This is a genomic window from Streptomyces millisiae (assembly GCF_031845425.1).
Lineage (GTDB): Bacteria > Actinomycetota > Actinomycetes > Streptomycetales > Streptomycetaceae > Streptomyces > Streptomyces millisiae.
In genome coordinates this window covers 1-582 of record NZ_JAVREM010000199.1, presented here as the reverse complement: position 1 = coordinate 582, position 582 = coordinate 1, and the positions used below count along the sequence as shown (strand labels likewise).

Genomic DNA, 582 nt, shown 5'->3' with positions numbered 1-582 from the left:
ACGTGCAGGACATGCTCACGCAGGCTCTGTTTGGTGTTCACCGCACCGGGCTCGTAACCCACCACCGTGATCGAGATCTGGCCACCGATGCGGCCCGACGCAACTGTCAGCAGCCCACGCCGCTGTTCCAGCAATTTTCGTGGGATCCGTCCGTTGATGCCCCGAAGCAACACGTACGCGCAGTCGCTGCCGTCAGCACGGCCCAGAGTCGGGTCCAGATCGCCGAGATTCGTGCAGGACACCGGTAGGTCGGCGAAGCCGAACAACACGTCGGCGCCTCGTTTCACGGCGACCTTGGGCACGAACGGGATCAGCGGGAGCAGTTCCAGCGACTCGTCGGGTTCGTCCCGGCGTTTCTTGAAGCCCGCCCGGATCGCTGCCCGCGCATCGGACAGATTCGTCGTCACGGGCGCCGGATTCACCGCGATGCTGTCCAGGGATACCGCGTTGGCCCGCGTGTCGCCCTCTGCCCGGTCGGCGATGGGAATCAGCAGGCTGACCGCACCGTCGTCGACTCGCTGTCGGCCCAGACGCGCGCCGAGCCTCGCCGCGAACCCGGCCAGCAGTGAATGCGAATTCCCC

1 protein-coding gene is annotated in these 582 nt (G+C 66.3%); it reads right to left on the bottom strand.

Translation table 11 applies throughout. The features are described 5' to 3' along the window. A partial coding sequence (locus RNC47_RS36205) for a hypothetical protein (protein WP_311605108.1) occupies window positions 1-582 on the bottom strand: 582 nt, incomplete at both ends.